Source organism: Ensifer sp. YR511 (assembly GCF_900103045.1).
Lineage (GTDB): Bacteria > Pseudomonadota > Alphaproteobacteria > Rhizobiales > Rhizobiaceae > Ensifer > Ensifer adhaerens.
The window spans coordinates 1-26,614 of the sequence record NZ_FNGR01000038.1; the positions used below are offsets into that span (position 1 = coordinate 1).

Sequence of the window (26,614 nt, forward strand, 5' to 3'; positions counted from 1 at the left end):
TGCTACGGCAACACCGTCGTCTTCAAGCCGGCCGAACTGGTGCCCGGCAGTTCCTGGGCGATCGTCGACATTCTTCACCGCGCCGGCCTGCCGAAGGGCGTCTTGAACCTCGTCATGGGCAAGGGCTCGGTCGTCGGCCAGGCGATGCTCGACAGCCCGGACATTCACGCCATCACCTTCACCGGCTCGACCGGCACGGGAAAACGCGTGGCGCTCGCCTCGGTCGAACACAATCGCAAATACCAGCTGGAGATGGGCGGCAAGAACCCCTTCGTCGTGCTCGATGACGCCGACCTCAATGTTTCAGTGGAAGCCGCGGTCAACTCCGCCTTCTTCTCCACCGGCCAGCGCTGCACGGCATCTTCCCGCCTCATCGTCACCAAGGGCATTCACGATCGCTTCGTGGCCGCCATGGGCGAACGGATGAAGGGGCTTGTGATCGACGACGCCTTGAAGGCCGGCACCCAGATCGGTCCGGTGGTCGATGAGAGCCAGCTCAACCAGGACACCGACTATATCGCCATCGGCCGCCAGGAAGGCGCAAAGCTTGCCTTCGGCGGCGAGCTTCTGAAGCGCGCCACGCCCGGCTTCTACCTGCAGCCGGCGCTGTTCACCGAAGCGACGAACGCGATGCGCATCAGCCGGGAAGAGATCTTCGGCCCGGTCGCATCCGTCATCCGCGTCAAGGACTACGATGAGGCGCTCACGGTCGCCAACGACACGCCCTTCGGCCTGTCCTCGGGCATTGCCACCACCAGCCTCAAGCACGCGACCCATTTCAAGCGCAATGCGGAAGCCGGCATGGTGATGGTCAACCTGCCGACGGCGGGCGTCGATTTCCACGTGCCCTTCGGCGGCCGCAAGGGCTCGTCCCATGGCTCGCGCGAGCAGGGGCGCTACGCCGCCGAGTTCTACACCACCGTCAAGACGGCCTACACGCTCGCTTGAATGTGAGGCAAGCCCCGGCGGCCAGCATCCATGTCGATGTGGGCGGCGGGGCTTTTCGATAGATAGCTCAAGTCCGCAAGGATAATTGCCGAGGCCGCCAGCTCAGGAGGTCGCGATTTCTCTCAGAGAACCGGATAGAGGCCTCGCGAAGACACCACGTACTGGATCGCCGCAAGCAGGATCGCGACCACAACGATCACACCGATACGCAACGTTCTTAGTATCAGGCGCGCGAGCGCGAGCACAGACCGCAATGACAAGTCGCAGAACGGGGACGACCTTTAAAAGCCCGTCCGCCGCTCCAGATCAGAGACGGACGGCCCCTCCGGGGAGAAGAAGCGGCCTAGAAAGCAGCTCGCCTGTCGTATCTCGCGAGACGGGCAAGCAGATAGTCCACTTCCGCCCGCGCTGTCGGGGTCAGCATCTGGGCTGGCTTGCGTTGCGCGTCGGTGGCGATAACGCCGCGACGCTTCAGAACGTGCTTGCGAATGGCAAGGCCAATCCCGAGCTGCTGCTCGTAACGGATCAACGGCAGGTGCGCGTCGAATAGATCGTGCGCTTCATCCCTTTTCCCGGCCGCAGAAAGCTCCATCAGTTCGGTAAGCATGTCCGGAAAGCCGTAGCCGGTCATGGCACCATCGGCACCGCGCTCCGGCTCAAAGTCGAGGAAGAGGCCGCCATTGCCGCACAGGATGGAAAATTCGCGAAGTTCGCCCGCCTTCTGCATGGCGCGCAACTTTGATATTTTCTCAAGACCGGGCCAGTCCTCGTGCTTCAGCATCAGGCAGGACGAATGGTTGGCGATTATCTTCGCGATGACGCCGGGCGTCATGACGACCGTGAGGGTCAACGGATAGTCCTGCAAAACCCACGGCACATCTTGGCCGACCGCTTCCACCGCACCTGCGAAATAGTTGACGATCTGATCATCCGTGCGCAGCGCAGGTGGCGGAGCGATCATGACGCCGGCAGCACCCATCTCCATCGAGTCACGCGCCAGCGAGCGCATGCTGGCAAAACCTGGAGCGGATACCCCGACGATGACAGGAATCTTCGACCGGGAGACCACCCGCTTGACGATGGCTCTGCTTTCCTCCGGTTCGAGCTTCGGGGCCTCGCCCATGATTCCAAGGATCGTGACGCCGGTGCAACCGCTCTCCTCATAAAAGTCTGTCAACTTGTCGATCGAATTGAAATCGATCGAGCCGTCCTCGAAGAACGGTGTCGTCGCGATGGCGTAGACGCCCTTGGATTGCGTGCTGAACGTCATTTCTGGCTTTCCTTCCAGGCCTCGTACCGGGCCTTCGTTTCAGCGTTCATCGGGTAAAGACCGGGAAGCGGCACGCCCCGATCCACTTCACTCATGATCCAGGCTTCCATACGCTCCTGCTCGGGTGCCTCAGCGAGCACCTCTTCGAGAAGCGCGGCCGGGATCAGGACTGCGCCGTCGTCGTCGACGACGACAATATCATCAGGCAGAACGGCGACGCCGCCGCAATTGATTGGCTCCTGCCATCCAACGAAGGTCAAGCCTGCGACTGAAGGCGGTGCCGCAACACCATTGCACCACACCTTCATGCCGCTCGCCAGCACCCCCTCGGCGTCCCGCATCACGCCGTCGGTAACGAGGCCGGCAACTTTGCGTTTCGCCATGCGGGCACACAGGATGTCGCCGAAGATGCCGGCATCACTGACGCCCACTGCATCGGCGACGGCGATGCAGCCCTCTGGCATCGCTTCGATCGCCGCCCGCGTGGAGATTGGCGACGCCCAGCTCGCAGGCGTGGCGAGGTCTTCCCGGGCAGGAATGAAGCGCAGCGTAAAGGCCTTGCCGACAACCCGTCCCTGGCCGGGCTTCAGTGGTTCGTGCCGCGCAGCCAGATGTTGCGAAGCCCTTTTTTGAGGAGAACCGTGGTGAGCGTCGCGGTGGAGACGCTCTTCAGAGTTTCAACGACGTGAGGCTCAAGTGTCATTAGAAACCTCGCACATCAGATGCTGTTGATCAGCCCGCCATCGACACGGATGACTGAGCCGGTGATATAGGATGCGCGGGGGCTCGCAAGGAAGCTGACGGTGTCGCCATATTCCTTCGGATCACCGTAGCGGCCGACCGGGATCGACCCGGTGCTTTCAGCCGTGACCTCGGCGACGGGGCGGTTCTCGCGCTTGGCCTTCTGTTTGTCCAGAAAGACGATCCGACCGGTGGCAATACGCCCCGGCAGTACGATGTTTGCGGTGATACCGTCGCGACCAACCTCACGCGCCAGGGTCTTCGACCAGCCGACCAAGGCCAGGCGCAGGCTGTTCGATATCCCGAGATTTGCAATCGGCGCGACGACGCCGGAGGACGTCGAGGTAATGATGCGTCCCCATTTGCGCTCGCGCATACCCGGAAGCACCGCATCGGTGACCGCGATCACCGAGCGAACCATGAGGTCGAAATATTTCGACCAATCGTCGGGCGACTGTCCGGCGGCGGGCGTTGGCGGCGGGCCCCCGGTGTTGTTGACAAGGATGTCGACCGGTCCGAACGCAGCTTTTATGGCATCGAGCTTCTGACCGATCAGGGAAAGGTCGCCGATATCCCAAACGAGCGGAATGGCCTTGCCGCCTGCGCCGCTGATTGCCTCTGCCGTCGCCGTGGCGCTTTCCTCGTGGATGTCGGCGACAACGACGGAAACGCCTTCGGCCGCGAGCGACCTGGCGATCGCGCCGCCAAGCCCACCACCGGCGCCGAATACGAGCGCCGTCTTGCCGTTCAACTGAAGATCCAACTCTTCCTCCTGTTGTTTGACGGCACTATGCCAAGGCGAAAACGGAAGAAAAACCTTCCTTTTTATCCCTTCAGACGATAGTAAAAATAACGATGGAAACGCGCTTTCTCGAAACCTTTCTGGCGGTGGTCCAGCATGGCTCTCTCGCCGAGGCATCACGCCGCATGGGCGTCACGCCAGCGGCGGTCGCGCAACGGATCCAGGCGTTGGAAGACGAGATCGGACTGCCTCTTCTTGCGCGATCAGGCCGGCGGGTGAAGCCAACCGAAGCGGGCGTCGCAATCCTGGAAAAGAGCCGGCGCGTTCTGGCCGAAGTCAGGCAGTTGAAAGGCTTGGCGCGCGACGACCAGGCATTCGGAGAACTCCGTCTGGGAGCCATCTCGACGGTTCTGACCGGCCTGCTTCCGAACGCCTTGCGGCGGGTTTTCGACAGGACGCCGGGCATCGACATCTTCCTGCTGCCGGGCACGTCGGCCGAACTCTATAACAGTGTCGCTGAAGAGAAGATCGACGCGGCAATCCTCGTCAAACCGCCCTTCCCCATTCCAAAGACGCTCAACTGGGACCTCATCCGGTCGGAACGGTTCGTACTCCTGGCCCCCCCGGACCTTTCAGAGACCCCCGTCGACCGCCTGCTTCGCGAGCAACCGTTCATTCGATACGACAGAAGCAACTGGGGTGGCCGACTGGCCGATAGCTACCTTCAAACCCAGCGAATTCTTCCTCGTGAGTGGCTGGAGCTCGATTCACTTGAAGCCATATCGATGATGGTTGAAGCTGGACTCGGCGTGTCGCTGATGCCCGACTGGCGCTCCTCGCTCTTCGACAACCTGCGCGTCGCCCGTCTACCGCTACCGAATGCGCCGAGCCGTGAGATCGGTTTGCTCAGGCCACGCAACGTGCCGTCTGGCCGACTGATACAGACCGTCCTCGATGCCATCCGATCATAGAGAAATTCGCTCACGTCGTTGGTTGTCAGGAAAAGGATGGCGATCCCCTCACTGCTCGGCTTGGAGATCGCCATAGAGATGGCCGGCGACCTTGCGGATGCCGGCCAGGAGGAAACTTGCGTCAACGACGGATGAAGACGGCCACCACTGCACTGATGGCACTTGCGATGGCGACAATCAGGAAGACCGCTGAGGTGTCGCCATGCGTATCCATGTACCCGCCGATCAGAGGCTCGCCGAGACCCGCGAACAGATACGCAAAGAAGTTCATGACGCCGATTGCCGTTCCGGCTCGCTTGTGTCCGACGAGGTCGGGGCATAGCGCCCAGAACGAGGATTGAGGACCGTAGACGAAGAAGCCGCAGAGGAAGAGAACGACCAACCCCTTGTAAACGTCAGTGACGGGTATCGTGTACATGTACAGCGACGTGACCGCCGCCAACGCCATATAGAGCACGATGGCAATGTACCGCTTAGAATTAAATAGCCGGTCCGACACCCATCCATTGGTAGCCGCGCCGATAGCCATGCCAACCGGCAAGGCTACGCTGATCCATTTCGGGTCGATGACAGCGGTTTCGGCACTCGCCTTTGCCCAATTGGAGCCAAGAAAATGCACCGGAACCCAGACGAGGAGGCCATACCGCGCAGCGTTCTGAAAGCCGATCGCTAGCCCGCCAACCAATAGGCGCCAGTTCTTGAGAACACCTTTGTAACGCTCCAGCGAAGTCTCATCGTCGGCGACCTTGGCCGCCTCACCATCGTCGATAGCATCGTCATGCGGGGAGCGGTACCCGAGATCCTCCGGTCGTTCACGCGCGACGAGGTAGAAGGTAATCCCTCCAAGCAGGAGGAGGAGCACAGGCAGTCGGAAGATCCAACGCCAATCGAGTTGCAGATAGTGTACGACCACCAGCGAGGTTATATAGGAGAGTACGGAGGCAAGCCCGGCGGCAAAGACATAGCAGCCGAATACCTTGCCCCGTTCGTGCCTGCCCCACCAATTGGACAGAAGTCGACTGCCGGGCGCCCAACCGAGCGCCTGGAAGTAGCCGTTTGCTCCCCACATAATGCCCAGGCTGAGCACGCCACCGGCAAAACTCGTTGCCCAGTTCATGGCGCAGGAAAGAATGGCGCCGGCGCTCATGACGCGCCTCCCCCCAAACTTGTCGCCGAGATTGCCGTTGATGGCCTGCCCGATCGCATAGCACCAGAGCATGCCAGCACTTACCCAACCCAGCGCTTCCTTGGAAACGCCGAATTCGGCCTGGATGCCGGGGATGGCAAACCCAAAGGTCTGCCTTCCAGTATAGAAAAACAGGTAGCAGAACATGGCCGCAAGCAGCATTCGCCACTGCGCCCGACGGAAACCGCTGCCAGCCACGGTGTGGACGGCGTAGCGGGACGTGTCGATAGAACTCATGGTAACCTCCCCTGGTTTCAGTGGCAGGCGAAGGCTCCTCTCCTTCGCCGCATCTGTTTTCCGATGAGCCGAGTGGTGAACCGGAGCCGGCGCGCCAATCCGCGGCGCGGCTCCGATCCGCCCTACGTCAGCCCCATGGCATCGACCAAGTCCGCACGTTGGTGAAGCTCTTCATCGCCTCTACAACGCCTTCCTTGTAACCGAGGCCCGAATCCTTGATGCCGCCGAACGGAGACATTTCAATCCGGTACCCCGGTACTTCCCAGATGTTCACCGTGCCGACCTCGAGCTCGGCGACGAAGTGCGAGATATAATCGAAACGGTTGGTGCAGACGCCGGACGACAGGCCGTAGGCGGTGGAGTTCGAGATGCGGACGACCGCGGCGATATCATCCGGGCAACGGATGATCGGAATGACCGGACCGAAAGTCTCTTCATGCACGAGCTCACACTCGTATGGAACGCGGTCGACGACAGCAGGTGGAAAGAGGGCTCCTCGCCGTGGCGGCCCATGAAGCACCTCGGCTCCCAAGCTCTCGGCATCCTTGACGCGCGTTTCGAACAAAGCCGCCGAACGCTCGTTGATCACAGTACCGATATCGGTTTCCGGATCCATCGGGTTGCCGCATTTGAGCCGTTTCGCCTTCTCGACGACCAACTTGGAAAAGGCATCGGCGACGCTTTCGACCACGAGAATGCGTTTGACGGCAGTACAGCGCTGACCGGAGTTCTTGGTGGCGCCAGTCACAGCCAGTTCCGCCGCCTTGTCGAGGTCGGCATCTTCCATGACGATCAACGGATCATTACCGCCCAATTCCAGCACCACGCGCTTATAGCCGGCGGTTGAGGCAATATGCTTGCCGACACGAACGGAGCCGGTAAACGTCACAAGGTCCGCGTCCGGATCGGTGATCATCGCATCACCCATCGTCGATGGATTGCCGGTGACGACAGACAGCATTTCGGGCGGCAGCCCGGCTTCGTAGAGCAGATCGGCCAGCGCCAAGGCAGTCAGCGGCGTGAGTTCGGTGGGCTTCAGCACCACCCTGTTGTTCGTAGCGATGGCGGGCGCGATCTTGTGGCTCACCATATTGAGTGGATGATTGAAAGGTGTGATCGCGGAGATGACACCGAGCAGCGGCAACCTGGTCGTATATATCTTCCGGTTTTTGCCGTTCGGCGAGATGTCGCAGGAGTAGATTTCTCCGTCATCCTTGATCGAAAGCTGCGCGGCGAAGGACCAGACATCGTAGGCGCGGCTTGCCTCGTAGAGTGAGTCCTTCCAGCAAAGGCCGGCTTCCGCTGTGATGAGGCGTGCGAAGTCCTCTTTTCGGTCGCGCAGCAATTCGGCCGCTCGCTGCAAGATCGTCTGGCGCTCGTAACGTGTCAGCTTGGGCTTGAACGCCCGTGCCTTGGCGAAGGCGTCGCGAACGTGTTCCGCACGGGCGGCAGGCACTGTTCCGACAACCGAATTGTCATAGGGGTTGAGCACCTCGATGCGATCATCCGTATCGACCAGCTTGCCAGCGATCCGCATAGCCTCGCGACGAGGAGAGAGTGTGATATTGGTATCCATGGTTCAGCGCACCAGATTGAGCGCGACGTCGAAGGCGTCGAAATTGCGGAGAATCCGTCCGCCGGGAACCTCGATCTTGCGGTTGGCAATCAAAGGGACCTTTTGCTCGGTGAGACCGCCGTGTGAACGAAGCGGTTCGGTCAGACCGGAAAGATCGTGGCGTGCCCTTGCCGTTCCGAGTACCTTGTGGCGGGAAGACAGCACCACGACATCACCGATCCGGTCAGCTGGCAGCTCAAACCGTTCGCAGGCTTCATCCGCCGAAACGGCGACGTCTATTCCCTCGATCCCATTCAGAAAATCGATGATATCTACGTGATCGTTCTCTTCGGCGTAAACGGTGGCGAAGGACCCAAGCGCGCCGTGATGGGCAACGTAAGGATCGGTAATCGGCAGAATGACGCGAGTGGCACCTGCGCCATAACGCGCGTCGAGTATTTCCTGAAGGTAGATGACATCCGGTTCGCCATTCTTCAGGTGCTTGTCATTCATGCCGTGGTCGGCCGTCATGACCAGTGTGCAGCCGGCGCTGTCGAGTTCGCCAACATATCGATCGAACATCTGATAAAAGTCGTTGGCGACCTTGGAACCTGGTGCAGCCTTGTGCTGCACATAGTCAGTCGTTGACAGATACATCAGGTCCGGTTTGAACGTCTTAAGCAGCTTGACGCCTGCGGCAAAGACGAATTCGGAGAGATCGGCCGAGTAGACCTCCGGCAAGGGTAGACCGACGAAATCGAGGACATCTGCGATGCCGTTCTCAGTAACGGTCGCCTTGTCCGCCTTTTCGGAAGAAAAGGCGATGGCGGTTCCCTTGGTGAAATCGAGTCCCTTGCCGAGCAGCGTGCGTAGCTTGTCCTTGGCGGTTACCATCGCGACCTTAAGGCCCGCCTTCTGGAATTCGGCAAGAATGGTCGGCGCGCGCAAGAAGCGCGCATCGTTCATCATGACCTCTTCGCCACTCTCCCGATCGTAAAAGTAATTGCCGGCGATGCCATGAACCGCCGGAGGGCGACCGGTAATGATCGAGATGTTGTTGGGATTGGTGAAGCTCGGGATTACCGACAGAGCGCTCGTGTTTGCACCGGACTTCATCACCCGATCGAGGTTCGGCGCCAGCCCCTTCTCGATCGCCTGTTCGATGTAGTCCGGTTCCGACCCGTCGATGCAGATCACCACCACCGGCCTGTCGGGTCGCTTGTAGCTGCGACCGTTCGCGACGACCTCGGCATCGAAATTGACGTAGGTGTTCATGATGGTTCCCTTATGCTGCGGCGAGGATTGCGTCGCGGCTGCCGATGAAGTTGCGGCCGCGCTCGCCCAGAAGTGCGTCGTTGATAGCGCTCAGCCAGTTGTCTTGGGTCACGCCGTAGTCCGTAGCCTGGGTGGACACGCCAAGCCCCGCTAAAAAGGCGTCGAGATCATTTGCGCCACGAACGAGATCTTCTCCAAAGATTTGCATGAGTGCCGCGTCACAGGCCGCGTCTCTCCCGATCACGCTGCGCAGGATCGCCGGCAGCGTGAATGAACACGCGATCCCATGAACCGTGCCGTGGTGAAGCGTGAGGTAATATGAAAGCGAGTGTGCCAGCGCCGTCTTGGTGTTCGAGAACGCAAGACCTGCAAGAAGGCTTGCCCGGGACATACGTGACCTGAGATCGAGATCGTCGAGACGTTCCAGCAAGTGGGGCAGAACCACCATGATCTCACGCGCCGCGAAAACGGCGTGGTTTGACGAGACCGGATTGGCATTCACGTTCCAGATGCTTTCAAGCGCATGTGACAGAGCGTCGAGACCCGTGCTCAGCGTGAGCGCGCGGGGGATGACAAGCGTGAGTTCCGGATCAAGGATCGCATGTTCCGGATAAAGGCTTTCGTGGGCGAGCGAATATTTCTTCTTCGCGTCGGTGTCCCACACCGTAGCCCAACACGTCACCTCGCTCCCAGTGCCGGACGTGGTCGGAACCGCGATAATCGGCAGATTGAGAAGGGTGTCGGCGCCAGCGCGTCCCTGAAGATAGGCTTGGACGCGTGCAAAATCCTTACCCGAAGCGGCCAGGACCTTTGCCGTATCGATCACGGAGCCGCCGCCGATTGCCACGATCACCTGCGGAACCTCCGCAGCCACACCGAACGCGGCGCATGCGGTGCGAAGGCCCTGAAAGCTCGGATTGGGCTCGACGTCGCGTACCACAACCGATGGTCGGCCGGCTTCCTTGGAGACGCGGTCCACCAACGCATCGAAAGCCGGGTGATCATTGTATGTCAGCAGGCAGTAGCTGCGGCCTGCAACCTTCTCGCCGATTCTGGATATGGATCCCGCGCCAAACGTGACGTTGACCGGGTTGGCGTATTTCCACGATTGCGACATCGCTTTCCTCCGAATTTCGTCTTCGGACGGTATTAAGCGCGCCGTGCGTCACATTTGTCCAATTGATAGTATATTGCTTATTCATATATAAAAGCTATGGACAGCGAGCGGTGCGCACGGCATGGTGGCCTGCCTCAAGTTGGTAGGAGCATTCTCGTGGCCATCGTTTTTACCCATCTTCGGTCATTTCATGCGGTGGCAGAACATCGCGGTTTCACAGCCGCAGCAAACGCGCTGCGCGTGAGCCAACCGACGGTGACGACACAGGTCAGGGAGCTTGAAGAGCGCTACGGAGTGGAACTGTTTCTTCGGCAAGGCCGTCGCGTCGAACTTTCGGAAACCGGGCGTGCCCTTTACGAGATAAGCACGCGCATCTTGAAGCTGCACGAAGAAGCGGAAGACCTTTTATCCAGCAGCGGTCACCTGACGACCGGGCAACTGCAGATCGCTGCCGTGGGTCCATTCCACGCAACAGAAATGATCGCACGTTTTGTGGCGCGTTACCCCCTCTTCAAGGTCAGCATGCTGCTGGGCAACTCCGATCTCACGCTCTCGCGGATCCTCAATCTCGAAGCCGATGTCGCGATCCTGGCCCACCTGGTTGACGACCCCAGGGTACACACCGTGCCCTTCAGTACGCATGAGGTCGTCGTCTTCGTAAACTGCGACCATCCTTGGTATGGTCGAGACGCGATCAGCATCAGAGAGATCGAAGGGCAGCCGCTCATTCTTCGCGAACAAGGTTCAACGACCCGCCGGGCTCTGGAAACAATTGCTGAGAGTGCCGGCTTAGCTTTGAGCCCGTTCCTGGAAATCGGGAGTCGAGAAGGGGTGTGGAAAGCTGTCGAACGAGGGCTTGGTATCGGCGTCGTCGCCGATTTTGAGTTTGTCTCCCATCCCCGCCTGAAAACCATTCGCATCGCCGATTGCGCCGTGAGAACCGAATATCGGCTGGCCTGTCTCCAGGAACGACGCTCGTCACGCAAGATCAACGCTTTTCTGGAAGCCGTGCTGTGATGCTGCCACTGCGGCGCTTGACGCGCGGCTTCAATCCTGCGGACTCCTTTGGCCAGACCTCGGCAAAGACGACGGGCGCGCATTGAAGCCGCGCCTTATCTCGGCCGCACGCAATGCGGTCTCCTCAGGGCCTTCTGGGGACGCCTAAGCTCGGACATCGGGTACTGAAGGCGCAAAATCTGCCCGGTTCCGATCGCCGCCTGCGGTCACGCTATCCCATTCATCTCATTGTCGCAAAAACTGAGTAGGCTGCCTCACCCATATATAAAATCAATGAGGAGCATAGATACGATGTATTTCGCCAATATAGTAACACGTGTAAAGTTCAGGACGGGAGACCAAATACGACAACGGAAACGTGCCAGCGCCGGCATCAGAGGTACCGTCGCGGGAATTCTTTTGACCATTGGCCGCTGCTGATACTGGGAGGTTGGGCATGTCTGCAATTTCAAAGCGTGAGTTTTTACAACTACTTGGATTGAGTGGCCTCGTATTGGGAGCAACGTCTCTTTCGCCCGGGCGAGCCTTCGCACAATCGGTCGGCGCTCAACCGGCCTGGGCGAACCTTCCGGAGGGAGCGGTTCCAAAAACCGGTGGCAAACTGGTCTACGGACAGACCTATCCGAACTGGGCGGTCGGAACCTCTGACAATGGCAAACATCCCCACTTCTGGATCGACCTTCTGACGCGCTCGATCTGGAACTGCCTCCTGTGGGTGGACCACGACTTCAATCTTCAGGGCGAGCTGGCAGAAAGCTGGCAACCGACCGACAATTCGCTGAAGGTCTGGGACTTCAAGCTCCGCGAAGGGGTCATGTTTCACAATGGCAAGGAAATGACGGCGGATGATGTCGTTGCTTCCATCAACGCTCACGTCGCCCAGAAAGGCAGTTCCTTCTTGAACAAGTGGTTCTCGAAGGTTGAACCCCAAGGCAAATACGCCGTCCGTTTCACTTTGAACGCCGGCTATGCTGAGTTTCCGTTTGCTTTGGCGGAATATCGCCTCGCGATCGTGCCCGCTGCGACACAGGAAACGATCCTCACCGACGGTATAGGCACCGGTCCGTTCAAATTGATCGAGGTCGATAATCGCCGTGGCTTCCGCGCTGTGCGCAATGAGAATTACTGGCTCAAGGGGCGGCCCTTTGTCGATGAACTTGAAGGCTACGTCGTCAATTCGCAAACCGCGATCAACGGCTTCCGTTCTGGCCAATTCAATGCAGTGTTCAACATCGATCCGACGACGGCCGCCCAGTACGAGGGCGCAAACGGGGTTGTGCATAAGTCAGCAGGCGGCGACCAGTTCCTGATCAGCCTGCCCAAGAACCTCGATTTGGTATGGAACGACCCGCGTATCCGTGAGGCAATCAGCCTGAGTATCGATCGCAACGCAATCAATACGATTGTCTATAACGACCCCGGCACCTGGGTCGGGAACGACACGCATATGTCTGGGCTAAATCGGGAATTCCTGCCACGCCCCAAGCCATACGACCCCGTGCGCGCCAAGCAACTTCTCGCCGAGGCTGGCCATGCGGGCGGGCTCACTCTGCCTGCAATCGTCTACTGCCCTTCGTTCCCCGAAGAACCCCGTGTCATGGCCGTAGTCGCAGAATCTCTCAAGAATAACGGAATCAATGTCGAAATCCGGGAGATGCCTTGCGACGGCTTCAGCGCCTACCAACAGCAGGTGAACGCGCCCTTTGGAAGGCCGGCACGTTCGCTTGTGGGACCGCGCAACCCGGCCATCAATCTTGGACGCATGGCGACCAATGATTCTGAGTCTGCCGGCTGGTCGGGTGCCAAGGGGGACGACTACAAGGTGCTCTATGCCAAAGCGATCGCGGAGCCGGACGACGAGAAGCGCACCGAAATGTACCAACAGCTCCAGGCCATCGCCCAGTCCGACACGCCGGCGATTGTCCTTGGCGGCCGGCGCAACATGCTGGCGCACGCCCCCTCGGTGACGAACCTGAAGTCGCACTCTCAGAACTGGGGCAGCCGCTTCGACGACGTCTGGATCGAAAGCTAGCTGTCTCCGGGCCGCGGACCCCGCGGCCCTCACAAGTATTTGGGAGATTGACGTGCCCCGCATCGCCGCAATTATCGGGCGCAGACTCGTTCTGTCGTTCTTTATTCTGACGTTGACATCGCTGATCGTTTTTCTTGGCACAGAAGTGCTGCCAGGGGACGCGTTGACAGCAACGATTCCGGCCGACGAACTCGCTTTCATGCCGAAGGAACAGATCGATCAGATGCGCCAGGAGTTGGGGCTTGACCGGTCGATCCCTGTACGCTTTTTCGAGGTATGGCAGCGGCTTGTCACTTTCGACTTTGGGTCGACGATCATCAAGCGCGAACCCGTATTCGACCGGATCCTGCATCCGATGATCAATTCCGCGGTCATGGCCGGCGTCGCCTTGCTGATCATGCTTACTCTCGTTGTCTGCCTGGGAGTACTCGCAACCCTCAGATCCGGTGGCCGACTGGACACAGCAATCAGCGGCTCCACCCTGTTCACCTATTCGATGCCCGACTTCGTGGTCAGCAACATTTTCGTTATCATTTTCGCGGTCTGGCTCGGTCTAATGCCGGCCGTCATCCTGGCACCGACAAACGCGCCCAAGTTAACGATACTTGCCGCGTCCATCCTTCCTGCAGTGGCCCTGTGCGTTCACGGGGCAGCCTATCAGTTCCGGCTGCTGCGCGCCGGTATGATCGAGGCGCTCAACAGCGACTACGTCGAACGTGCCCGGCTCGCCGGCGTTCCGACCTGGCGCATCGCGGTGAGACACGCGCTACCGTCCGCATTGATCCCGATGCTGAACGGCACAGCCACCTTCGTTGCCGGGCTACTTTCTGGCGCCGTGGTCGTCGAGGCAGTTTTCAAGTACCCGGGTGCCGGTGGCGAGTTGCTTCGGGCGATCTCCCAGCGCGAAATTCCGACCATTCAGGCAATCGCCTTTCTTGCCGCTCTCGCGGTGATCGCCGCAAATCTTGTGGCCGATCTTGCCGTCCTCGTCCTCGATCCACGCGTTCGCACGAGCTATCGTCATGGCTGATGTCAACACTTCGTCGCCGCAAGAAGCGCCGATCTATCGCTCGTCGCCATTGCGCCGCGCGCTTTCCGAACCCCTAACGCTGATCGGCGTCATCGTCGTTGTCATGCATCTATTGCTCGGCGCGCTGAGCCCGCTCATCGCGCCGTACGACGCCAGTGCTCTCGTCGGCGCCCCGCTCATGCCGCCGTCGTCGGAATTCCTGATGGGCACCGACCAGATCGGGCGTGACTATTTCAGCCGCATCATCGAGGGGGGGCGAATTGCCCTGATGGTATCCTTTTGCGGAGTAGCAATCGCTCTCGTGATTGGCAGCATTCTTGGCGTACTCGCCGGGTACCTGGGCGGTCGTTTCGACGAGGCGATCATGCGGTTTGTCGACGCGATGATGGCCATCCCAGAGATCATCATGATCGCGATCCTCACCTTAGCGCTCGGCAAGGACGTGGTCGCGCTGATCCCAATCGTCGCTGTCGTTTACACCTGGGGTGTTGTCCGCGTCATCCGCTCGAAGACGATCAGCCTTTCGACGCTCGATTTTGTTCGGGCAGCCGAACTGCGCGGCGAGACCCGCTGGTCGATCATGCTGAGGGAGATCTTTCCCAATCTGATCGGCCTGCTTGGGGTCGAACTGGCGGTGCGTGTTTCCTCGGCCGTTTTGCGCATCAGCGCCCTGTCGTTCCTCGGTCTCGGCATCAGCCAACCGACACCCGACTGGGGCCTGATGGTGCAAGAAGCAATGGGTGTGGTCTTCACAGATCCCTGGTTCCTGCTGCTTCCAGCGGCGATGCTCTCCAGCTTGATCATTGCCGTCAACTTCGCCGTGGACGGTTTCGCCTCCGCCTTCGGCATCACATCGACGGAGCTTTGACCGATGGATCCTTCACACATTGAGGTTCGCGATCTCAAGCTCGTTTACACGACCGGTCCCAAGCAAGAGGTCACCGCAGTCGACAGTGTCAGCTTTTCGATCGCAAAGGGCGAAACGCTCGGCATCGTTGGAGAAAGCGGATGCGGCAAGTCTTCGTTGGCGCGTGCGTTCCTGGCCTACACACGGCCCGGCGCTCGCTTCGCTGGCGGCTCCGTCAAAGTGTCCGGCGTCGACGTCTTGAATTTCGGGCCTGGGGAGATTCTAAAGTACCGTGGTCGGAAAGCGGCGATGGTGCCCCAGAACCCGCTTTCGTCCCTGACCCCGCATCGCACGATCGGCAAGCATCTTGTCGAGTTGATCGAGCTACACGATGCAGCCGGGGATAAGTCCCCCAGGGCAAAAGCACTTGAATTGCTTGCTGCGATGGAGCTTCCGACCCCTGAGGCAATCTATGACCGCTACCCGCACCAGCTCTCCGGCGGCCAGCGTCAGCGCGTGGTGATTGCTGCGGCGCTGGTGGCAGAACCGGAATTGATCGTGCTGGACGAACCTACGACTGCCCTCGATAAGACGGTAGAATCCCAGGTTCTCGATCTCGTCGGTCGTCTCCAGAAGCGCACCAACACAACCCTTATCTATGTCAGCCACGACCTGAACGTCATTGCGCGCATGTGCGAGCGCGTCCTGGTCATGAAAGATGGAAAGGTGCTGGAAGACGGACCAACGACGGAAGTCTTCACCAATCCACGAACCGATTATGCGCGGGCCTTGATCGCCGCGATCCCAAGATTGAGCACGGCTACGCGCTCCAATGTGAAACGCCTGCCGTCGCCCTCGATGCTTGCTGCACGTAATCTTGACTTTGCCTACAGGACCGGAAGCAGTTGGACGCCGCTCGGCCGCCTGTTTCCCAAGCGACAACAGCCCAACATCCTCTCGGAGATTTCGCTCGCTATTCCGGTCAACTCCACGCTCGGCGTGGTCGGCGAATCGGGTAGCGGCAAGTCCACCTTGGCGGCCATCATCGCCGGCCTCGTCGACGGAAACAGCGGCGCAATAGAGTTCGACGGCAAACCATTGTCGGGCCTGGCGACCCAACGTAACCGCGATCTTCGCCGACGCATCCAAATGATTTTCCAGGACCCGGCCTCATCCCTCAATCCACAGCATACCGTCGAGCAGATCATCGTCAGGCCGCTTCAGATCTTCTTCGGCATGACGCGGGCAGCAGCAAGGGATCGCGCAGCGGAATTGCTGGGTGAACTTGATCTTGGTCCGCAGTTTCTTGGCCGCTCGCCGCGCCAGCTTTCCGGTGGGCAGCAGCAGCGCGTGGCGATTGCCCGGGCGTTTGCGGGCAAGCCGGATCTGGTCCTGTGCGATGAAGTGACTTCAGCACTCGACGTGACTGTGCAGGCATCCGTGCTCAAGGCCATGAAGCGGCTGCAACGCGAGCACGGCACCGCCTATCTCTTCATCTCCCACGATTTGCCCGTCGTGGCCGAGATGTCGGACCAAATACTCGTCCTCGAAAAGGGAAACATCCGCGACTACGGCGATACCGCCACTGTCCTTAGCACTCCGACCTCAGACTATACGAAACGGCTCCTGGCGGCATTCGAGACCGCCTCTCAACAACTAGCAAACAGGACTTTGAAGCATGCAAATTGAAGCCTTCGCAGCACCGGGAAAGTTCTATCGGGGCAATCTGCACACACACTCCACCGTTTCGGACGGCAAGTTGCATGCTGAAGAAGTGTGCGAACGATACCGTGCTCGTGGCTATGATTTCATTTGCCTGTCAGACCATTTCCATGCCGCCTACAAATTCGCGATAGCAGACACGCGCGCCTATAGGACGGATCGCTTTACGACAATCATAGGCGCGGAATGCCACGCGCCTGCGACTGAAAACGGTGAGGCATGGCATATTCTCGCCGTTGGATTGCCTCTCGAATTCGCCAAATACAGTGAAGGCGAAACGGGCCCGCAAGTCGCTCAGCGTTGCCTGGATGCCGGCGCTTTCGTCGCAATTCCGCACCCTGAGTGGTACGCGCTTTCAATCGCGGATGCGGCCACGATCCCCGGCGCGCACGCAGTCGAAGTTTACAACCACACCAGTCAGGTGCTGAATGGACGCGGCGGCGGCTCCTACTACCTCGACGATTTGCTCAATGCGGGCCGGCGTATCAATGCGCTTGCTTGCGACGATGCCCATTGGGTCGTCGAAGCCGATCGCAATCGTGATGCGTTCGGGGGGTGGGTCATGGTGAAGTCCGAAGCCAACGAGCCCGACGCGCTCGTCGAAGCGCTCAAGAATGGCCACTACTATTCGTCGCAAGGGCCGATGATCGAGGACATCTCGATCCACGGCGACAACATCGAGATCAAATGCTCAGCAGCGTTTCAGATTTCTGTCGTCGGCCGTGCATCCAAGAACGAGAAGATCTCGGGCGTTGACCTCACCTCGGCCACGCTCCCTTGGAAGAAGTTCGCGGGAGATTGGGCAAGGGCCGTCGTCATAGATGCATCGGGCAAGATCGCTTGGTCGAATCCGTTTTATTTGTAATCCTGCGTGTCGCCGACCACCGGATTCTGTATGGGAGCACGGGAGAGGCCGGGGACAAGCAGGGTTCAGTCGAGACATGAAAAGGCCAACCAGCCACGACGTAGCCCGGAAGGCGGGTGTCTCCCGCACGACGGTTTCGCTTGTTCTCAACGGATCCGATCTTTTAAACGTCACGGACGAAACGCGAAAACGTGTGCACGAGGCAGCGCGCGCGCTGAACTATCGGCCGAACCGAGCGGCCCTTGGCCTAGTCAAGGGACGCTCGGAAACCCTCGGCATCGTGGTCACGCATCCGACCCTCCTTGCGGTGGACGGTTTCGTGACTGCGCTCATCCAGGCACTGGTGACCCGAAGTCGTGAGCAAGGGTATCGCGTGATACTCGACTATGTCAGCGGCCAGGGAGAGAGAACCTATACGAACCTCGTCTCAGAAGGGTCGGTAGACGGTCTCTTAGTGATCAATCCTCTGAGCGGCGATAGCGAACTGTGCAACATCATCGAGACGGGATTTCCTGTCGTTCTGATCGGTCAGATGGGTTCGCCGAACGAACATAGCGTGCGGACGGACATCGAAAGCGGCGTGCGTGCCGTAGTTAGACATTTGAGCAACCTTGGACACCAGCGGATTGCACATGTGGCGTTTGCGCCGCCGGAATTCATCGCAGGAAAAGCCCGACTTTCAGCCTACACGCGCGCGATTGCGGAACTGAACCTGCAGCAGGATCACGAACTTGTCACTCATGCCGCTTTCAGCGCCGCCTCGGCAAGAGAAGCTACGCACCGGTTGCTCAACGCAATGAGCAAGCCTCCAAGCGCGATTTTCGCCGGCAATGATACAATTGCCGTCGGTGTTCTCAGGGCGTTGACGGAACGCGGTCTCCGCGTTCCCCAGGACATCGCGCTTGCCGGTTTCGACGACCTCCCCATCGCGTCGATGCTCTCGCCCTCTCTCACCACGGTTAGACATGACCCCAGCCAGCATGCCGCGCTGGCCGCCGATATGCTTGTGCGCCAGATCCATCGAAAGGCGATTGCCGAGCGTCGGATTCAGATCACCCCGGAACTGGTAATTCGCGAATCTTGCGGCCACGACAACGATGCCGGTGCAGTTTGATCACGCGACGCCCGTGACACCGCTGCTCAGGGCATTTCCGCCTGTTCCGCGGTTACCTCGAGTTTAGCCGCCTCCTTTTGCGGCACCGGTTACGTCCTCTCTTCGGCCGGGGCGAAAAGAACCGGCGTGGAAGCCTGATCGCAAACCCCGAGCATAAGATCCGAAATAAGATTTTGTTTGTGACGGATTATCAGACGACGCTATACAGCACTCTTGTCACCCGTGGTCGATCGCAGTTCCCGGAAGGGAAGATCGTGATCGCTCACGCGCACCGATCAAGCGAATATTGCACCGACGTTTCCAATCCGTTCTCACATCGTCAAGTCGCAGAACCAGACCCCGAGATCGTTCGCCTGTCGGTGGGAAGCTCGGGCATGGGTGACGTTCAGGCTCGGCCCGGCGAAAGGTCAAGAGACGAAATTGCGCTTGTAGGTCGACGCGATCAACGCTGCAGCGCCTTCGAATGCCTTGTCCTCGTCGCGTTCTTCGATCGCCACGAGGATCGCCTCGTGCTGGGCCAGGGATTGGCCGAAACCGCCTGTAGCCGCCATCGTCTTCGGGATGCTGATCGAGAGCGCTGCCCGGATGACGGAAGCAACCGGCAAGAGGAAGCGGTTGTGCGCGCTCTGGAAGATCTGCAGATGGAAGGCGATATCAGCCTCGATCGCGTCTTCGACACGAGCGCCGCCTTCCGCCATTCGTGCGAAAGCCGCCCGAATCTCCGCATGTTCGGCCGCAGATCCGCGTCTGGCGGCAAGGCGTGCGGCAAGCGGTTCGATCGACAGGCGGAGCTCAAACAGTTCTTCGGCAAGCGTTGACTGATCCTCCGCGTCGCTTTGCCACGAAAGCACGACGGGATCGAGGGTGTTCCAATGTTCGGCCGCCCGCACGCGTGTCCCGAGCCGAGGCTTTGCCTCGATGAAGCCCTTGGTCGACAGGATCTTCAGCGCTTCGCGTAGCGTCGTGCGGCTCACGCCGAGCGTCGCCAGCATGTCGGCTTCCTTCGGCAGTGTATCGCCAACCTTCAGCTCGCCGAGCGTGATGCGGCGGCCGATATCGCCGGCGATGCGGGCAGGCAGGCCGCGATCCTCCCGAGCGATTGCCTTCATGCCCACTCTCTCCATTGCATCTCCGCCCCGTTCATAGCCGGTCGCCCCGATCAGGAAAAGCCACCCATCGCGGCCGCGTAGCGGCGGGTCATCTCGATGCCAATCTCGGTCGGTCGCATGGCCGGCGCACGGTCGTGGATGGTTATGCCCGCCCGCTCGCCGAAAAGGCGTTTCCCGTAACAAAGCAGCGTCTCGATACCCTGCATGGTGAAGACCACGCCGGGCAGCATCTGCCGATAAGCCTCTTGCGCGTGCTCGTCCCAACCATCTGAAAAGAACTCATAGGCGCGCACGGCATAGTCGATCGAATCAGGCGCAAGGATCAGGCCGTGGCAACCGATGCGCAGGTTCTCGAGCAGCTCGAGGCCCGCACGACCATTAAATACCGGCAGCCGGCCCTCGGTAACCTCGATGAGATTTGCGATGTCGACGACAGGCCCCTCGCCCTTCACCAGCCGAATGTTGGGGTGTTGGCGCACCAGCTCGCGAATATCGGCGGCCGTCAGCCCTCGTCCCATCAGGGCCGGGGCGTTCTGAATGGCAAGCGGCAGCTCGGTCTGATCGGCGACACGGCCGAAGAAGCGGATGTACTCGGCGGCCGAGAACTGGCCGACCATCGGCGGCTGGAGGATCAGCCAGTCGGCGCCGGCCCGCGCCGCATGCCGCGCCTGGCGCACCTGTTCCTCGACCGACGCGCCAAAGATCGTCAGGGCGACCGGCACCTGGCCGGCCGTATCCTCGACCAGCCACTCCATGATTGCCATGCGCTCGGCCTCGTCGAGCTTGGAGGCCTCGGTCGCAAGGCCAAGCCCTGCCATGCCGTGCACGCCGCTTGCCAGGCAGATCTCCGTCTGGCGGCGCATGGCGGAGCGATCGAGCTTTTCGTCCTTGTCGAAAAGCGCGTAGAGGATGGCGTGGATGCCATGAAGGCTTTCGATACGGAAGTCGTCCACCGTCGCCTCCTCAATGGCTTTCGCGCGGAACTGCGTGGCCGCGGCCGCCGACAAGAAAATCGAGATCCGCGCCGGTGTCGGCCTGCATCACGCGCTCGACATAGAGGCCCTGATAACCACCGACCATTTCCGGGGGTGGCGCGGTCCAGGCGGTTTTTCGGCGCGCCAGTTCCTCGTCGCTCACGTCGAGGTGGAGGCGGCGGCCGGCAACGTCGAGCTCAATCCAGTCGCCATCCCTTACCAGGGCCAGCGGGCCGCCAACCGCAGCTTCGGGTGCCGTGTGCAGGACGACGGTGCCAAAGGCCGTCCCCGACATGCGGGCATCCGAGATCCTCACCATGTCGCGCACGCCCTTTTTCAGGAGCTTCTGGGGCAGCGCCATGTTGCCGACCTCGGCCATGCCCGGATAGCCTTTCGGGCCGCAGTTTTTCAGCACCATGATCGAGGTCTCGTCGATGTTAAGATCCGGGTCATCGATCCGCACCTTGTAGTGGTCGATGGTTTCGAACACGACAGCGCGGCCGCGGTGCTGCATCAGCGCCGGGGTCGCCGCGGAAGGCTTGATGATCGCGCCGTCAGGCGCAAGGTTGCCGCGCAGCACGGCGATGCCGCCACTCGGCGTCAGGGCCCGATCGAGCGGCAGGATGACGTCGTCGTTGTAGTTCTCGACAGACTCGATGTTGGCGCCGACGCTTTGGCCAGTCACCGTCAGGGCGCTGAGTTCCAGAAGCGCGGCAATCTCCTTCATGACGGCGGGCAGCCCACCGGCATAATGGAAGTCCTCCATCAGATAGCGCCCCGAAGGCATGAGATTAAGGATAGTCGGAATATCGCGGCCGAGCCGGTCCCAGTCGTCGAGAGAGAGCTTCGTGCCAATCCGCCCGGCGATTGCCAGGAGATGCACAACGGCGTTGGTGGAGCCGCCGATCGCACCGTTGACGCGGATGGCATTTGCGAAGGCGTCACGGGTCAGGATCTTCGACAGGCGCAGATCCTCGGCAACCATTTCGACGATCCGCCGCCCGGTCAGCCGCGCCAGCCGGGCGCGGCCCGCATCAACCGCCGGACAGGCGGCATTGCCGGGCAGCGCAAGCCCGAGCGCTTCAACCATGGACGCCATGGTCGAGGCGGTGCCCATCGTCATGCAATGGCCTGGCGAGCGCGACATGGCGCTTTCGGCCGCCATGAAATCCTGTTGCGACATGACACCGGCACGCACGTCTTCGGAAAACTTCCAGACATCGGTGCCTGAGCCGATCGTGCGCCCCTTGAAGCGGCCGTTCAGCATCGGCCCGCCGGAGATGACAATCGAAGGAAGATCGCAGGAGGCGGCCCCCATCACCAGCGACGGCGTGGTCTTGTCGCAGCCTGCCATCAGCACGACGCCGTCGATAGGGTTGCCGCGGATCGCCTCCTCTACGTCCATCGAGGCGAGGTTGCGGAAAAGCATGGCGGTCGGCCGCAGATTGGACTCGCCGCAGGAAAACACCGGGAACTCCAGCGGCAGGCCACCGGCCTCGAGCACGCCTGCCTTGATGTGTTCGACCAGCGCGCGGAAATGCGCATTGCAGGGCGTCAGCTCCGAGAAAGTGTTGCAGATGCCGATCACCGGCCGCCCGTCGAAGACGTCGTCGGGCAACCCGTTGTTCTTCATCCAGCTGCGATGAATGAAGGCGTCCTTGTCCAGTCCGCCAAACCAATGCTGCGATCTTAATTTCCTGGACATGTGTCCTCCCCGATTACCTCGAGCGCTCGCGCTCTTTTCACTTCTCATATAATCGGAGTTATTGCAGGTCAAGCGATGACCGGCCTGACGTGTAGGCAAAGAAAAACCTCCGACTGGTGAGGCCGGAGGTCGAAAAAAGTGGAGGGAAGCTGTCGAAGCGGCCCTTCAGGGATGGTGCAGCACGCTCATGCCGCCATCGACCGTCAGGCAGGTGGCGTTCATGAACGGGCATTCGTCCGAGATCATGAAGAGTGCAGCCTTGGCGATTTCCTCCGGTGTTGCAATGCGGCCGCCGGGATGGAGCTTCATAGTATCGGCCTCGGCGGCGACCGGATCGGGGAAACTGTTCCAGTATTCCACGGCCTTCTGCGTGCGGACATAACCCGGCGCCAGCGCATTCACGCGCACGCCCTGCCCGGCATATTCGAGCCCCAGCGCCTTGGTCATGCCGAGAAGCGCATGTTTGGCGACCGGATAGGGGAAGGTGTGGGGGATGATGGTGAAGGCGTGGGTCGAGGCAATATTGAGGATGACGCCGCCGCCCGCCTCGATCATGCCCGGCAGCACAGCCTTGCTGCAATTCCACGCACCCTTGAGATTGATGTCGAAGCAGCGCTGCCAATCGGCCTCCGAGAGTTTCAACGGCTCGAAGAAGACGTTGACGCCGGCATTGTTGACGAGCGCATTCGGCTGACCGATCTCACGGGCGGCGGTAACGACGACCTGCTCGATGGCATCGGCATCGGTGATATCGGCCGTGGCGTGGCCGACCTTCCCGCCCGACATACGCAGGCGCTCGGCTTGGCTCGCCAAGAGGTCGCCATCACGGTCGATGAGGAAGAGGCCCGCCCCCTCGCCAAGGAAGGCTTCAGCGATCGCAAGGCCGATGCCTTGCGCTGCGCCGGTGACAACGACGCGTTTTCCCTCAAGACGACCCGCCATACCCGCGCTCCCTACCACTCGGCTACGCTGCCATCGGCGTGGCGCCAGATCGGGTTGCGCCAGCGATGGCCTTCCTTTGCGCGCTCGATGACATATTGCTCATCCACCTCGATGCCGAGGCCAGGGCCTTGCGGGATAGACACGAAGCCGTCCGCGTAGTGGAACACCTCCTTGTTGGAGATGTAATCGAGAATGTCGTTGGCCTCGTTGTAGTGGATGCCGAGGCTCTGTTCCTGAATGAAGGCGTTATAGCTGACGGCATCGACCTGAAGGCAGGCGGCAAGCGCGATCGGTCCCAGCGGGCAATGCGGTGCCAGCGCCACGTCGTAGGCCTCCGCCATCGCAGCAATCTTGCGGCATTCGGTGATGCCGCCGGCATGCGACAGGTCCGGCTGGAGGATATCGACATAGCCGTCGGCCAGCACCGACTTGAAGTCCCAACGCGAATAGAGCCGCTCACCGAGCGCGATCGGCGTCGAGCAATGGTTGGCAATTTCCTTCAGCGCCTCGCGGTTTTCCGAAAGCACCGGTTCTTCGATAAACATCAGGTTGAAGGGCTGAAGTTCCTTCGCTAGGACCTTCGCCATCGGCCGGTGCACGCGACCGTGGAAATCGACGCCGATGCCGATATGCGGGCCGATCGCCTCGCGGATCGTCGCAATGGTTTCGACCGCCTTTTCCACCTTCTCCCAGGTGTCGACGATCTGCATCTCCTCGCAGCCATTGAGCTTGATGGCCTTGAAGCCGCGAGCGACGACGTCGCGGGCATTTTTGGCGACATCGGACGGACGGTCACCGCCGATCCAGGAATAGACCTTGATGCGGTCCCGCACCTGGCCGCCAAGCAGCGCATGCACCGGTTGGCCATAGGCCTTGCCCTTGATGTCCCAGAGCGCCTGGTCGATGCCAGCAATCGCCGACATGTGGACCGCACCGCCGCGGTAGAAGCCGCCGCGATACATCACCTGCCAATGGTCCTCAATCAGCAGCGGATCCTTGCCGATCAGATAGTCCGCAAGCTCGTTGACGGCGGCTTCCACGGTCAGGGCGCGGCCTTCGACAACCGGCTCACCCCAGCCGACGATGCCTTCGTCGGTCTCGATCTTCAGAAATAGCCAGCGCGGCGGAACGATGTAGGTGGTGAGCTTGGTGATCTTCATGGTGCGATATCCGCTGGGTCAAACAAGGCGACGACGTCGGCCGCCGGGAAGGGGTTTCAGCGCGCCGACGGGGCGGGCCGGTGACGTTCTACGGCAAGCTTGAGGTCGCGGGCGGCAAGATCCAGCATGCGCGTGGAACAGTCGCGCGCCCTCGCCTTGTCGCGCAGACGCAGTGCCTCGACCAGTTCGCCATGGATATCGATTGCTTCGTCACGACGTTCGGCAACTTCATTGGAGGCATACAGCGAGAACTTCAGCGCCGCCTGGATGATGCCGACGAGTTGCAGGAAGACCTGGTTATGGCTGGCCTTGAGCAGGCAGGTATGAAAGGCGACGTCGGCATCGGTGAAGCCGACGACATCGCGCTCGCCGTCACGCATCGCCTGCCAGGCGCGCTCGAGGTCGGCAATTTCCTGGACGGTCGCGCGTTCGGCCGCAAACTCAGCGGCCGCCGGTTCGATCGCGCGGCGCGCCTCCAAAACGCAGTTCAAAAGATCGAATTCAAAGATGCGCTCGCCGATCCATTCGAGCACCTGGGAATCTAGGATGTTCCACTCGTCCTTGTTGCAGACGATCGTGCCCACCCGGGAACGGCCGCGGACCATGCCCTTCGATTCCAGCACCTTCAAGGTTTCGCGGATGACGGTCCGGCTGACGCCATAACGTTCGCAAAGGTCGTTTTCGCGCGGCAGGAAGGAGCCGACCGGAAAGACGTCGGCGCAGATGTCCGAGGCGATGGCGCGCGTCACATTCTTTTGAACGCGAGGGCGACGCTGGCCGCGCTCCTGCGCGCCGTTGCTGTAGTCCTGCTCTTCCACCGCCATTTTCCTCCCGCTCCCGTCTCCCTGTCGCTCCATAGCGCAGACGCTTGGAGGCGACAACGCAGCGAAGCACATTATCGTTATACATCACTATCTCATTCATCATACAAAGGCAATTGACGAATATGATGATTCATCATACACAAATGCTCACTGCAGGAGGCAGTTCACCAGGGAGAGACATCATGCGCTTTATCAAGGCAGCCATTCTGGCTGGTACCGTCGCCGTGTTTGCGGCAACCTCGGCGTTCGCTGCCGACGTCAAAATCGGCTTCATCGTCAAGCAGCCGGAAGAGCCGTGGTTCCAGGACGAATGGAAGTTCGCCGACGTCGCCGCTAAGGAAAAGGGCTTCACGCTGGTCAAGATCGGTGCGGAAGACGGCGAGAAGGTTCAGTCGGCAATCGACAATCTCGGCGCCCAGGGCGCGCAGGGCTTCATCGTCTGCACCCCTGACGTCAAGCTCGGCCCCGGCATCGTCGCGAAAGCGGCCGCCAACGACCTCAAGCTGATGACGGTCGACGACCGTTTGGTCAACGCCGACGGCAGCCCGATCGAAGACGTACCCCACATGGGCATTTCGGCGACGAAAATCGGTGAAGCTGTTGGTCAAGCCTTGGTCGACGAAATCAAGAAGCGTGGCTGGGACATGAAGGACGTCGGCGCGATCCGCGTTTCCTACGACCAGCTCCCGACGGCGGTCGACCGCGTTGAGGGCGCGCTTTCAGTTCTCAAGGCCAACGGCTTCCCGGAAGCCAACATCTTCGACGCGCCGCAGGCCAAGACCGATACGGAGGCAGCACTTAACGCCTCGACGATCGTGCTCAATAAGAACGCCGGCATCAAGAAGTGGGTTGCGATCGGCCTCAATGACGAAGCGGTACTCGGCGCCGTGCGCGCAACCGAGACGGTCGGCATTGCTCCCGACAGCATGATCGGCGTCGGCATTGGCGGCGCGGACTCGGCGATCAACGAGTTCAAGAAGCCTGCAGCGACCGGCTTCTTCGGCACCGTCATCATCTCGCCGAAGCGCCACGGCTACGAGACCGCACTCAACATGTATGAGTGGATCGCCAACGGCAAGGAACCGGAAAAGCTGACCCTGACCGCCGGCCAGCTTGCGCTGCGCGACAACTACGAGGCCGTACGCAAGGATCTCGGCATCGAGTAATCGCTGCTTGCGACACGAGATCACGATTGCTTGGGTCGGACCGACCCAAACAATCAACGTGATCG

The 26,614-nt window shown here is 60.4% G+C and carries 22 protein-coding genes and 1 pseudogene; 10 read left to right on the forward strand and 13 right to left on the reverse strand.

The genetic code is table 11. The annotated features are described in order from the left end of the window. The coding region (locus BLU15_RS33475) for an aldehyde dehydrogenase family protein (RefSeq protein WP_090301378.1) at window positions 1–948 on the forward strand (948 nt) is incomplete at its 5' end. Window positions 949–1,291: 343 nt separating this feature from the next. On the opposite strand, the gene BLU15_RS33480 is transcribed toward BLU15_RS33475, so the two are convergent. The 3 genes and pseudogenes from BLU15_RS33480 to BLU15_RS33490 form a co-directional block, all read right to left on the reverse strand. After that, complete coding sequence (locus tag BLU15_RS33480) at window positions 1,292–2,218, reverse strand: dihydrodipicolinate synthase family protein (protein WP_090301380.1); 927 nt, start codon at window positions 2,216–2,218, stop codon at window positions 1,292–1,294. Continuing rightward, window positions 2,215–2,921 (reverse strand): annotated as a pseudogene (locus BLU15_RS33485) (ribonuclease activity regulator RraA). Before BLU15_RS33485 ends, BLU15_RS33480 begins: the two are co-directional and overlap by 4 nt. 15 nt (window positions 2,922–2,936) lie before the next feature. Beyond that, window positions 2,937–3,722 carry an SDR family oxidoreductase gene (locus tag BLU15_RS33490; RefSeq protein WP_090301382.1) on the reverse strand — a complete coding sequence of 262 codons (786 nt, stop codon included), beginning with the start codon at window positions 3,720–3,722 and terminating at the stop codon, window positions 2,937–2,939. Window positions 3,723–3,814: 92 nt separating this feature from the next. On the opposite strand from BLU15_RS33490, the gene BLU15_RS33495 reads away from it, so the two are divergent. Then, a complete protein-coding gene (locus BLU15_RS33495) occupies window positions 3,815–4,672 on the forward strand; it encodes a LysR family transcriptional regulator (RefSeq protein ID WP_090301384.1) in 858 nt (285 codons plus the stop codon). A 121-nt stretch (window positions 4,673–4,793) separates the two neighbouring features. Here BLU15_RS33495 and BLU15_RS33500 read toward each other — a convergent pair whose 3' ends face one another. The 4 genes from BLU15_RS33500 to psrA form a co-directional block, all read right to left on the reverse strand. Next, on the reverse strand, window positions 4,794–6,095 hold the full coding sequence (locus tag BLU15_RS33500) for an MFS transporter (RefSeq protein WP_090301386.1): 1,302 nt from the start codon (window positions 6,093–6,095) through the stop codon (window positions 4,794–4,796). A gap of 127 nt (window positions 6,096–6,222) precedes the next feature. Beyond that, window positions 6,223–7,671 (reverse strand): phosphonoacetaldehyde dehydrogenase, encoded by a 1,449-nt coding sequence (gene phnY, locus BLU15_RS33505; RefSeq protein ID WP_090301388.1) that lies wholly within the window; start codon window positions 7,669–7,671, stop codon window positions 6,223–6,225. 3 nt (window positions 7,672–7,674) lie between these two features. Next, entirely contained in the window at window positions 7,675–8,925 is a 1,251-nt protein-coding gene (phnA, locus tag BLU15_RS33510) for a phosphonoacetate hydrolase (protein WP_090301390.1), read from the reverse strand. A gap of 10 nt (window positions 8,926–8,935) precedes the next feature. Further along, window positions 8,936–10,042 carry an iron-containing alcohol dehydrogenase PsrA gene (gene psrA / locus BLU15_RS33515; RefSeq protein ID WP_090301392.1) on the reverse strand — a complete coding sequence of 369 codons (1,107 nt, stop codon included), beginning with the start codon at window positions 10,040–10,042 and terminating at the stop codon, window positions 8,936–8,938. Between the two features lie 156 nt (window positions 10,043–10,198). On the opposite strand from psrA, the gene BLU15_RS33520 reads away from it, so the two are divergent. From BLU15_RS33520 to BLU15_RS33550, 7 genes are all read left to right on the forward strand, one after another. Next, window positions 10,199–11,059 carry a LysR substrate-binding domain-containing protein gene (locus tag BLU15_RS33520; protein WP_176960440.1) on the forward strand — a complete coding sequence of 287 codons (861 nt, stop codon included), beginning with the start codon at window positions 10,199–10,201 and terminating at the stop codon, window positions 11,057–11,059. Between the two features lie 436 nt (window positions 11,060–11,495). Beyond that, window positions 11,496–13,091, forward strand: coding sequence for an ABC transporter substrate-binding protein (locus BLU15_RS33525; protein WP_090301396.1), 1,596 nt, complete (start codon window positions 11,496–11,498; stop codon window positions 13,089–13,091). Between the two features lie 163 nt (window positions 13,092–13,254). Next, window positions 13,255–14,121 (forward strand): ABC transporter permease, encoded by an 867-nt coding sequence (locus BLU15_RS33530; RefSeq protein WP_143034317.1) that lies wholly within the window; start codon window positions 13,255–13,257, stop codon window positions 14,119–14,121. Next, the gene (locus tag BLU15_RS33535) at window positions 14,114–14,989 is read left to right on the forward strand and encodes an ABC transporter permease (RefSeq protein WP_090301399.1); all 876 of its coding nucleotides are present in this window, start codon (window positions 14,114–14,116) and stop codon (window positions 14,987–14,989) included. Before BLU15_RS33530 ends, BLU15_RS33535 begins: the two co-directional genes overlap by 8 nt. Before the next feature lie 3 nt (window positions 14,990–14,992). Then, on the forward strand, window positions 14,993–16,657 hold the full coding sequence (locus BLU15_RS33540; RefSeq protein ID WP_090301400.1) for a dipeptide ABC transporter ATP-binding protein: 1,665 nt from the start codon (window positions 14,993–14,995) through the stop codon (window positions 16,655–16,657). Beyond that, a complete protein-coding gene (locus BLU15_RS33545; protein WP_090301402.1) occupies window positions 16,647–17,555 on the forward strand; it encodes a CehA/McbA family metallohydrolase in 909 nt (302 codons plus the stop codon). Before BLU15_RS33540 ends, BLU15_RS33545 begins: the two co-directional genes overlap by 11 nt. 76 nt (window positions 17,556–17,631) lie before the next feature. Next, window positions 17,632–18,669, forward strand: coding sequence for a LacI family DNA-binding transcriptional regulator (locus tag BLU15_RS33550; protein WP_176960441.1), 1,038 nt, complete (start codon window positions 17,632–17,634; stop codon window positions 18,667–18,669). Window positions 18,670–19,076: 407 nt separating this feature from the next. Here the strand turns inward: BLU15_RS33550 and BLU15_RS33555 are convergent, their stop codons facing one another. From BLU15_RS33555 to BLU15_RS33580, 6 genes are all read right to left on the reverse strand, one after another. Continuing rightward, window positions 19,077–19,778, reverse strand: coding sequence for a FadR/GntR family transcriptional regulator (locus BLU15_RS33555; RefSeq protein ID WP_176960442.1), 702 nt, complete (start codon window positions 19,776–19,778; stop codon window positions 19,077–19,079). A 50-nt stretch (window positions 19,779–19,828) separates the two neighbouring features. Continuing rightward, a complete protein-coding gene (locus BLU15_RS33560; RefSeq protein ID WP_090301450.1) occupies window positions 19,829–20,731 on the reverse strand; it encodes a dihydrodipicolinate synthase family protein in 903 nt (300 codons plus the stop codon). 10 nt (window positions 20,732–20,741) lie between these two features. Then, window positions 20,742–22,457, reverse strand: coding sequence for an L-arabinonate dehydratase (araD, locus tag BLU15_RS33565; RefSeq protein WP_090301408.1), 1,716 nt, complete (start codon window positions 22,455–22,457; stop codon window positions 20,742–20,744). Between the two features lie 165 nt (window positions 22,458–22,622). Then, window positions 22,623–23,399, reverse strand: coding sequence for an SDR family oxidoreductase (locus tag BLU15_RS33570; RefSeq protein ID WP_090301410.1), 777 nt, complete (start codon window positions 23,397–23,399; stop codon window positions 22,623–22,625). An 11-nt stretch (window positions 23,400–23,410) separates the two neighbouring features. Beyond that, the gene (gene dgoD / locus BLU15_RS33575; protein ID WP_060530195.1) at window positions 23,411–24,559 is read right to left on the reverse strand and encodes a galactonate dehydratase; all 1,149 of its coding nucleotides are present in this window, start codon (window positions 24,557–24,559) and stop codon (window positions 23,411–23,413) included. Window positions 24,560–24,615: 56 nt separating this feature from the next. Continuing rightward, on the reverse strand, window positions 24,616–25,383 hold the full coding sequence (locus BLU15_RS33580) for a FadR/GntR family transcriptional regulator (protein WP_090301412.1): 768 nt from the start codon (window positions 25,381–25,383) through the stop codon (window positions 24,616–24,618). Window positions 25,384–25,565: 182 nt separating this feature from the next. Between BLU15_RS33580 and BLU15_RS33585 the strand changes: the two genes are divergently transcribed. Further along, window positions 25,566–26,549 (forward strand): arabinose ABC transporter substrate-binding protein, encoded by a 984-nt coding sequence (locus tag BLU15_RS33585; protein ID WP_029742701.1) that lies wholly within the window; start codon window positions 25,566–25,568, stop codon window positions 26,547–26,549. Window positions 26,550–26,614: the final 65 nt, after the last annotated feature.

Excerpts from the sequence above, each read along its gene's own strand:
- BLU15_RS33480 (WP_090301380.1), bottom strand. The coding sequence starts at position 2,218 with ATGACGTTCAGCACGCAATCCAAGGGCGTCTACGCCATCGCGACGACA.
- BLU15_RS33495 (WP_090301384.1), top strand. The coding sequence starts at position 3,815 with ATGGAAACGCGCTTTCTCGAAACCTTTCTGGCGGTGGTCCAGCATGGC.
- BLU15_RS33500 (WP_090301386.1), bottom strand. The coding sequence starts at position 6,095 with ATGAGTTCTATCGACACGTCCCGCTACGCCGTCCACACCGTGGCTGGC.
- phnY (WP_090301388.1), bottom strand. The coding sequence starts at position 7,671 with ATGGATACCAATATCACACTCTCTCCTCGTCGCGAGGCTATGCGGATC.
- phnA (WP_090301390.1), bottom strand. The coding sequence starts at position 8,925 with ATGAACACCTACGTCAATTTCGATGCCGAGGTCGTCGCGAACGGTCGC.
- psrA (WP_090301392.1), bottom strand. The coding sequence starts at position 10,042 with ATGTCGCAATCGTGGAAATACGCCAACCCGGTCAACGTCACGTTTGGC.
- BLU15_RS33525 (WP_090301396.1), top strand. The coding sequence starts at position 11,496 with ATGTCTGCAATTTCAAAGCGTGAGTTTTTACAACTACTTGGATTGAGT.
- BLU15_RS33535 (WP_090301399.1), top strand. The coding sequence starts at position 14,114 with ATGGCTGATGTCAACACTTCGTCGCCGCAAGAAGCGCCGATCTATCGC.
- BLU15_RS33540 (WP_090301400.1), top strand. The coding sequence starts at position 14,993 with ATGGATCCTTCACACATTGAGGTTCGCGATCTCAAGCTCGTTTACACG.
- BLU15_RS33545 (WP_090301402.1), top strand. The coding sequence starts at position 16,647 with ATGCAAATTGAAGCCTTCGCAGCACCGGGAAAGTTCTATCGGGGCAAT.
- BLU15_RS33550 (WP_176960441.1), top strand. The coding sequence starts at position 17,632 with ATGAAAAGGCCAACCAGCCACGACGTAGCCCGGAAGGCGGGTGTCTCC.
- BLU15_RS33555 (WP_176960442.1), bottom strand. The coding sequence starts at position 19,778 with ATGAAGGCAATCGCTCGGGAGGATCGCGGCCTGCCTGCCCGCATCGCC.
- araD (WP_090301408.1), bottom strand. The coding sequence starts at position 22,457 with ATGTCCAGGAAATTAAGATCGCAGCATTGGTTTGGCGGACTGGACAAG.
- BLU15_RS33570 (WP_090301410.1), bottom strand. The coding sequence starts at position 23,399 with ATGGCGGGTCGTCTTGAGGGAAAACGCGTCGTTGTCACCGGCGCAGCG.
- dgoD (WP_060530195.1), bottom strand. The coding sequence starts at position 24,559 with ATGAAGATCACCAAGCTCACCACCTACATCGTTCCGCCGCGCTGGCTA.
- BLU15_RS33580 (WP_090301412.1), bottom strand. The coding sequence starts at position 25,383 with ATGGCGGTGGAAGAGCAGGACTACAGCAACGGCGCGCAGGAGCGCGGC.
- BLU15_RS33585 (WP_029742701.1), top strand. The coding sequence starts at position 25,566 with ATGCGCTTTATCAAGGCAGCCATTCTGGCTGGTACCGTCGCCGTGTTT.